Below are 6,736 nucleotides of genomic sequence, written 5' to 3'. Positions count from 1 at the left end.
GATATTTATGAAATACGTATATACGTATGAATCACCGCTCGGAACCATGGTTATGGCCGGAACCGAAAGCTCCTTGACGAACTTGGACTTTAAGGGGCAGCTATATATGCCCGATTTCGGGGCGGATTATACACGCAAGGATACAGCACTTTTTAAGCAAGTTGCCGCTTGGTTGGATGAATACTTTTTAGGAAAGAAGCCGGAACCGAATATACCTTTGTCGTTGGAAGGAACGGAGTTTCGAAAAGACGTATGGAAAATCTTACAGAACATACCCTACGGCTCGACAACGACATACGGCATGATTGCAAAGGAAATGGCAAAAGAACGGGGACAGAACATGTCGGCTCAGGCTGTAGGCGGAGCGGTAGGACACAACCCCGTATCAATTATCGTCCCGTGCCATCGCGTTATCGGCAGTGACGGAAGCCTGACCGGCTATGCGGGAGGCAAGGACAAGAAGCGCTTCCTTCTTGATTTGGAAGGCGCATCGTATTTAAAGTAGGGAGTCGAGAATGGCAACGTTAACCGCTCTTATTTTAGCTAAAAATGAAGAACGACATATTAGTGAGTGTGTGGCAAGTGTAGCCTTTGCCGATGAGGTCTTGGTTATTGATGATTTCAGCACGGATGCGACGGTTGCTTTGGCACAAGCGAGCGGAGCCAGAGTCGTTACGCATGCTTTGAACGGTGACTGGTCTCAACAGCGTAATTTTGCCGTTGGCGAAGCTACGGGTGATTGGATTCTTTTCGTTGATGCAGATGAGCGAATTTCTCCGCCATTGGCAGATGAAATTAGGAAAGTCGTTCATTCCGGGGATATGAAAGCCTATGAATTGTGTCGGTATAACGTGTTCCGTCATAATAAGGCCGTACACGGTTCGCTGCGGCCTGACAGGGTTTTGCGACTTATGCCTAAAGAAGGGCTGGTCGTAGAAGGCAATGTACACGAAACTATTAAAAGTCCCTACCCTTACAGTCGGTTAAACGGAAAAATGTATCACTATACATACGAGTCATGGGATCAGTATTTTACCAAGTTTAATCGTTACACAACCTTGGCAGCCGTAAAGTATAAGGAACAGGGAAAGTCTTGCTCCTTTTTTAGGGATATACTCGTTCGTCCCGCCTGGGCTTTCTTTAAGATATATATTCTTCAGAAAGGCTTTTTGGACGGGAAGATAGGTTTTGTTCTTTCTATGAACCATTATTTTTACACGCTTACGAAATACGCCAAGTTGTATTGGCTTTTAAAAGATGGCGGTGAACTTTAATTCTAGGCATGAAACTGAAGATAATCTGTAAAGCCAATAGGCCGTAAGATTCGATGAATCGAGTCTTACGGTCTTTTTGTATAGTTGTAAAATGAAGCGATACCGTATGATGACAAGGCCTTCATGTACATTTACTAACAATTTGGGTGGTTTTGCGAATATAGGTTATAGAGCATTTTATAAAATAAGCCGGATATGCTACACTGAAAGATAATCGGCTGACGGCACGAAAGCCGTGACGTTGTATGAAATATGAGAAAAGCGGGGCGAACTATGGACGGACAATTTTTCTTATCATGGCAGCAGGATATTAAAATATTCTTATATCCGCCTATTTTATGTGCGATTTTTCGAGCAATCTTTATTGCCGTATATAATCCGTACGATTCTCTGGACGGACATTGGCCGTCTTTACGGGGGGCTTTCCGCTACGGCTTTTGGTGGGGTATGGATTTTAATGCCTATGTTTTTCTGCTTCCTTTTCTTTTCATTACGACAGGAGGTCTCTTTTTTCCGGTTCTGTACGATATTGGCGATACACTGCGCTTAGCAGCACTGGTTGTGTATTGTGCTGTTATTTATGCTGCTTTTGCGGGGAAAATGATTTTTTACCGTCATTTTCATGATATTTACAATTACATGGTCCACTACGGAAAGAATGCGGAAAAACATAATCTGATTGACGTCTTTTTCAACCAAGATCGCGGAGCTCTCGTCTTGGTCGGCTTTATTCCCGTTATCGCCATAAGTACCCTGGCAGGTCATCTTTTTCTCTCCCTGCCGACTATAGCAACGCCCGGTATAGCCATAGCCTGGCCCCGTACATTTAACGGTATTCTTTTTGTCCTTTCCGTGTTGGCGTTCTATTGGTTCCGCTACGGCGGTACCTTCAGTCATGATGATAAACCCGAATGGGATACTATACCGACAGTGGTTAAAGAAGACCTGTTTTTTGCCAAAGCGACGGTAGACGACCTGGTTTCATTGGAACAGGTGTGGAAGCACCCCTTGCGTGAAGAATATACAAAGAGCGATGAAGAATTGAAAGGGGCTGTAGCGAATTTACTTCCCCAAGGGACGAATATTGAAGACTTTTCAAATCCACTTCTGGCATTTAAACGAACGGCTCAGGGTGAACGCATTCAAAAGCCGCAACATATTTTCCTCATAGTCGGGGAAAGTATTCCTCAATGGTCTTTGGATGATATTTATCGGCCTCTTCATGTATGCGACGGATTGTGGCGCTTCAAGGAAGATGAACATACGGCTCAAATAGTCGACTTTTTGCCGGCAGGAAATGTGTCTCGCCCGTCCATTGTCAGCCTTATGAGCGGAGTATACGATGCAGCCATGGAGCTTAACGAACGGGAAGCCTTCTGGCGGCAACCCTTGCCGACATCTTTTCCGGCTCAAATGAAAAGATTAGGCTATGATACTGTATATTGGTATGGCGGCAATGCGTCATACGGAAACTTTAATCATTTCGGTAAAGCTCAGGGCTTTGATCGAGTTGAAAGCGCTTCAATTTTTTGCGGGCCTCGTGCGCCGAAAACGTGGGTAGGCGTATATGACCATGTCTTTTTAGATAAAGTATCGGAACTCATCGGCGAGACGGACCGACCGACTTTTCATTTTATCTATACGACATCCAACCACGGCCCGTATAAGATGGAAAAGGAGCTCTTAGACTATGATCCGGAAAAGATCATGCCCGACGTGGGTGATGACTTGAAAAAGGATAAGGAACGCAATAAAGAACTGGCTACATATCGTTATAGTGATAAGGCTATTTTCAACTTTGTAGACGAAATGAAAAAACGGTATCCTCAAAGCTTATTTATTATTACGGGAGACCATTCGAATCTTTTCGGAAATTTACGCAATACATCCCTCATTCATCGAGATTATACCTTGAGGGATACATACCAGACCGTGTGCCTTTTTCAGCATCCTCAAATTCATAAGAATTTCTTTACAGCTGTCAGAGGTTCTCATATGAGTATTATGCCCACTATTATCGAAGCGATAGCACCGAAGGGCTTTACCTATTATTCGTTGGAACCGTCCTTGTTTGAAACGAGCCCCCGGGCGGTTATAACGCCTTATCAATGGATGGATGATATGTATACGGGTGATGTTCGACAACAATATGCGGAGCCTACTAAGCCCTCAGCTGAACCGGTAGCTAAAGCCGAACGAACCCATACCCATGAAATGTATGAAAAAACAGCCAAAGACAAGGCACTTTTGACAACGTGGTTGATTAAACACGAAGATGAATTATTTCCGAAATCGTTCGATGAGATATAAGGATGTGACGACATGGGTATTATTCACATTGCCGGAGCCTCTGTATGGGGAGGCGGTGAGCAGTATGTATACGATATAAATGCTGAAATGCAACGACGAGGAAAAGACGTATATGTATTAGTTGACGAATCGAATACCGTCCTTTGCAGTCGTTTTGCCGAAACGGCGGAAGTAGTTCCGGTGAAACTGTATAAAGGGCGGGGGATAGCTTCTTTGTTTTCTACGGCACGTTTTATGAAAAAGCGGGGAATCGGTCTTATTGCTTGTCATTCGGGAAAATATATCCTTACGGCACTGCTTTTGAAGAAGCTGACAGGTGCTAAGGTGCTGTTCTTCAAACATAATGCTATTGCAGGTAAATCTGACCGGTATCACCGTTGGATAGAAAAAGAAACGGACCTGTTTGTGTGTGTGTCACAGCTTGTGTATGATTTACAGGCAAGAGGGACGGACCGGGAGAAGTACGTAAAAGTTTATAATGGTATTGACACTAACCGATTCAGTCATGTTTTGCCTCGCATGTATGTAAACAACTACAATAACGCCCGTCCTTTTGCTATAGGCTATGCGGGAAGAATTGTAGAAAACAAGGGCTGGAGAGAATTGGTTGATGCTGCCGTACTGTTACATGAAGCGGGAAAGTCCGTTCGTCTTTTTTTTGTAGGAGGCGGTAGTGATACGGATATTGCCTGCTTGTGTGAGTATATAAAAGAAGTAAAAGCAAAAGAGTATATATTCTATGAAGGATATGCACGAGATATGGGCGATTTTTATGAAAAAATCGATTGCTTTGTCTTGCCGTCCAAGGTGAGAGAAGCCTTTGGACTGGTTCTTTGCGAAGCGTTATACTGTAATGTCCCTGTCATCACAAGTGCATCGGGAGCGCAAGGAGAAATTATAACCAATAAGGTAACGGGGCGTATTGTCGATCCCTTGGATTCATACGGACTGGCAGAGGCACTGAGTGCTTATTATGAAAATCCTCTGCAAGCAGGAGAAACGGCACGGCAAGGTAAAAAGAATGTAAAAGAAAAGTTCTTGATAAGTCGTACTGTTGACGAACTCTTTGGGGCTATAAGAAAATTGGGAATTGAGGTATAAAATGCGAGTAAGGGGAAGGCTACTTATAAGTCATGCCTTTTCGTTGCTTTATCCGTGAAAGGTATATGTGTTTTGAAAAAAAGTCGCTGTATATGCGGCTTTTTTTGGTGTCTATGCTATAATAAAACGATGTGAGTTTTCGAAGAGGGTGGTGGAAGGGGTATAATGAAAAACTTTATTCTCCGAAATGATGAAAAAGTTGTAGCCGTATTATTGTCTTTAATGGTCTGCGTTATGCATTTGTCCGTTTCTGTCGGCAATATACTGTATACGACAGCTGTAATTGTAGGCGTAGGTAGCCTGTATATACGACGGCATGAAAAGCTTCCCGCCCGGATTTCTTTGTTTTTTAAAGCATATGCTATTATGTTAATCTTTATCATACCGTCTGCCTTGGTCCCTGTGAATATTAAAGTCGTAGGCTCCTTTTTTAATATTTGGATATGGAAAGGGCTGACGGCTCTTATTGTCTTACGATGTATTCGTCATAAAGCTACGGCTGTGGTCATGCTCCTGGTCTTATTCTACTTTACGGCTGCTGATGGGGGGTATGCTTTTTATGATTCATTGGCTATGGCGGGCTTAGAAGAGACTCGATCGGGCGGATTTTTATCCGGTTCCGTTATGGCTTTTGCCATGGTCATGACTATGCTTTTCCCTGTAGCCTTGGTTTTTCTTTATGATACAACGATCCCTTTGCGGTTAAGGAGAGCCGCCGCGATCTTACTGGTCGGGCTGGGTTTCGGTATGTGGGGCAACCAAAGTCGCGGATCTTGGTTATTCAGCCTCATTAATGGTTTTATCCTTACACTTATTTACGGTCTTAAAAAAAAGAAATATTTATTGGCCGCCGTTCTTGTCAGTCTTTGTATAGGAGGGATTTTTACAGCTAATCCGGAGTATGAAAGCCGTTTTTTGAGCGTTACCAATACGACTACAAACAGCTCTAATCGTGATAGAGTCTATGCTTGGCACTCGACAATTCGAATGATTGAGGATAAACCTTTGACCGGGTTCGGTCCCGGACAGTGGCAGATAAACTACAGAAAAGCGTATAAGGTTGCCGAAGAGTCCCGGGACTTGGGCCATGCGCATAATAATTTCTTACATATTGCGGCTGAATCAGGATTGATCGGCGTGGCAGGATTTACGGCTTTTTGGTTGTTTTTTCTGGCCTATGTAGGGCGCTTGTGGATAAAAGAACGAAATCCGTATGACTTGGCCGTTTTTTTTGCTGTCACCGCCTACATCTTTATGTTCGGTATGAGCGATTATACATGGGGAAAATCGGATAGCATAAGAGAGTTTTGGTTTGTTATATCTCTGTTATTGGTTATGAAAGACGGTAGTGAAAAGGAGTAGAATGTGAAACCTGTTGAAACTCGGCGATATCGCCTAATCAGTGTAGCTATGTGCACAGCCTTTGTCGACTACATATCCATAGTGATGGCTTTATATTGTGCCTTTATGATTCGCCTTCATCTGCCGGTTTTTCCTGTCCAAGGTGATTTCAGACTTGAAGGAATATATCATTTTCTTATAGTTCCCGCTGTTTTCCTGGCCGTATTCTTATTAAACGGCGTATATCGTGAGGATATTCCTTATTGGGAACGGCTAAAGTTGATTTTCAGGAGTATTACCGTCAGTACGATTACTGTTGTCGTATTAATGTATGCCGGTCATGTTACAGGAAGCGTTTCTCGTCTATTCGTAGCTTTTTCGTATGCTTGTATACTCATCTTTGATCTTATTCTTAGGCTTATTTTTGATGCGCTTTTAAGTAGAACAGGAGCCATACAGATTCCGGTTCTCTTAGTCGGTGCGGGGAAGACGGCCGAGTTGGTTGAAAGAGCCTTGCAGCATATGCCGGCCATGTATTATAAATTTATAGGATATGTAGACGATGCTCCCAAATCATCCTATATTCAGGATCATTATCCGTGCTTGGGAACCTTGGCCGATGCTGAACGAGTTGTACGTAACATGAAAATTCGGCATGTGTTGATTTGTATGCCCGGCATGGCTCCGAAAGAGTTGGTGGATTTAATAAA

At 43.3% G+C, this 6,736-nt stretch carries 5 protein-coding genes and 1 pseudogene; all 6 read left to right on the top strand.

From position 1 onward, the window contains the following. The first annotated feature begins 7 nt into the window (after nt 1-7). Nucleotides 8-505: a methylated-DNA--[protein]-cysteine S-methyltransferase gene (locus PGX78_RS05090; RefSeq protein ID WP_270445689.1), complete on the top strand. Its 498-nt coding sequence runs from the start codon at nt 8-10 to the stop codon at nt 503-505. 10 nt (nt 506-515) lie between these two features. Then, nucleotides 516-1,274: a glycosyltransferase family 2 protein gene (locus PGX78_RS05085; protein ID WP_270445687.1), complete on the top strand. Its 759-nt coding sequence runs from the start codon at nt 516-518 to the stop codon at nt 1,272-1,274. Nucleotides 1,275-1,547: 273 nt separating this feature from the next. After that, a complete protein-coding gene (locus tag PGX78_RS05080) occupies nt 1,548-3,584 on the top strand; it encodes an LTA synthase family protein (protein ID WP_270445685.1) in 2,037 nt (678 codons plus the stop codon). A 12-nt stretch (nt 3,585-3,596) separates the two neighbouring features. Next, nucleotides 3,597-4,685 (top strand): glycosyltransferase, encoded by a 1,089-nt coding sequence (locus tag PGX78_RS05075; RefSeq protein ID WP_270445683.1) that lies wholly within the window; start codon nt 3,597-3,599, stop codon nt 4,683-4,685. 165 nt (nt 4,686-4,850) lie between these two features. Continuing rightward, entirely contained in the window at nt 4,851-6,047 is a 1,197-nt protein-coding gene (locus PGX78_RS05070) for an O-antigen ligase family protein (RefSeq protein ID WP_270445681.1), read from the top strand. A 3-nt stretch (nt 6,048-6,050) separates the two neighbouring features. Beyond that, nucleotides 6,051-6,736: pseudogene (locus tag PGX78_RS05065) on the top strand (undecaprenyl-phosphate galactose phosphotransferase WbaP); the annotation flags it as partial.

Origin of the sequence: Megasphaera sp. AF13-6AC, from assembly GCF_027685385.1 — a bacterium.
In the GTDB taxonomy this organism is placed as follows: domain Bacteria; phylum Bacillota; class Negativicutes; order Veillonellales; family Megasphaeraceae; genus Megasphaera; species Megasphaera micronuciformis.
This window is presented reverse-complemented; position numbering and strand designations above follow the sequence as displayed.

Excerpts from the sequence above, each read along its gene's own strand:
- PGX78_RS05090 (WP_270445689.1), top strand. The coding sequence starts at position 8 with ATGAAATACGTATATACGTATGAATCACCGCTCGGAACCATGGTTATG.
- PGX78_RS05085 (WP_270445687.1), top strand. The coding sequence starts at position 516 with ATGGCAACGTTAACCGCTCTTATTTTAGCTAAAAATGAAGAACGACAT.
- PGX78_RS05080 (WP_270445685.1), top strand. The coding sequence starts at position 1,548 with ATGGACGGACAATTTTTCTTATCATGGCAGCAGGATATTAAAATATTC.
- PGX78_RS05075 (WP_270445683.1), top strand. The coding sequence starts at position 3,597 with ATGGGTATTATTCACATTGCCGGAGCCTCTGTATGGGGAGGCGGTGAG.
- PGX78_RS05070 (WP_270445681.1), top strand. The coding sequence starts at position 4,851 with ATGAAAAACTTTATTCTCCGAAATGATGAAAAAGTTGTAGCCGTATTA.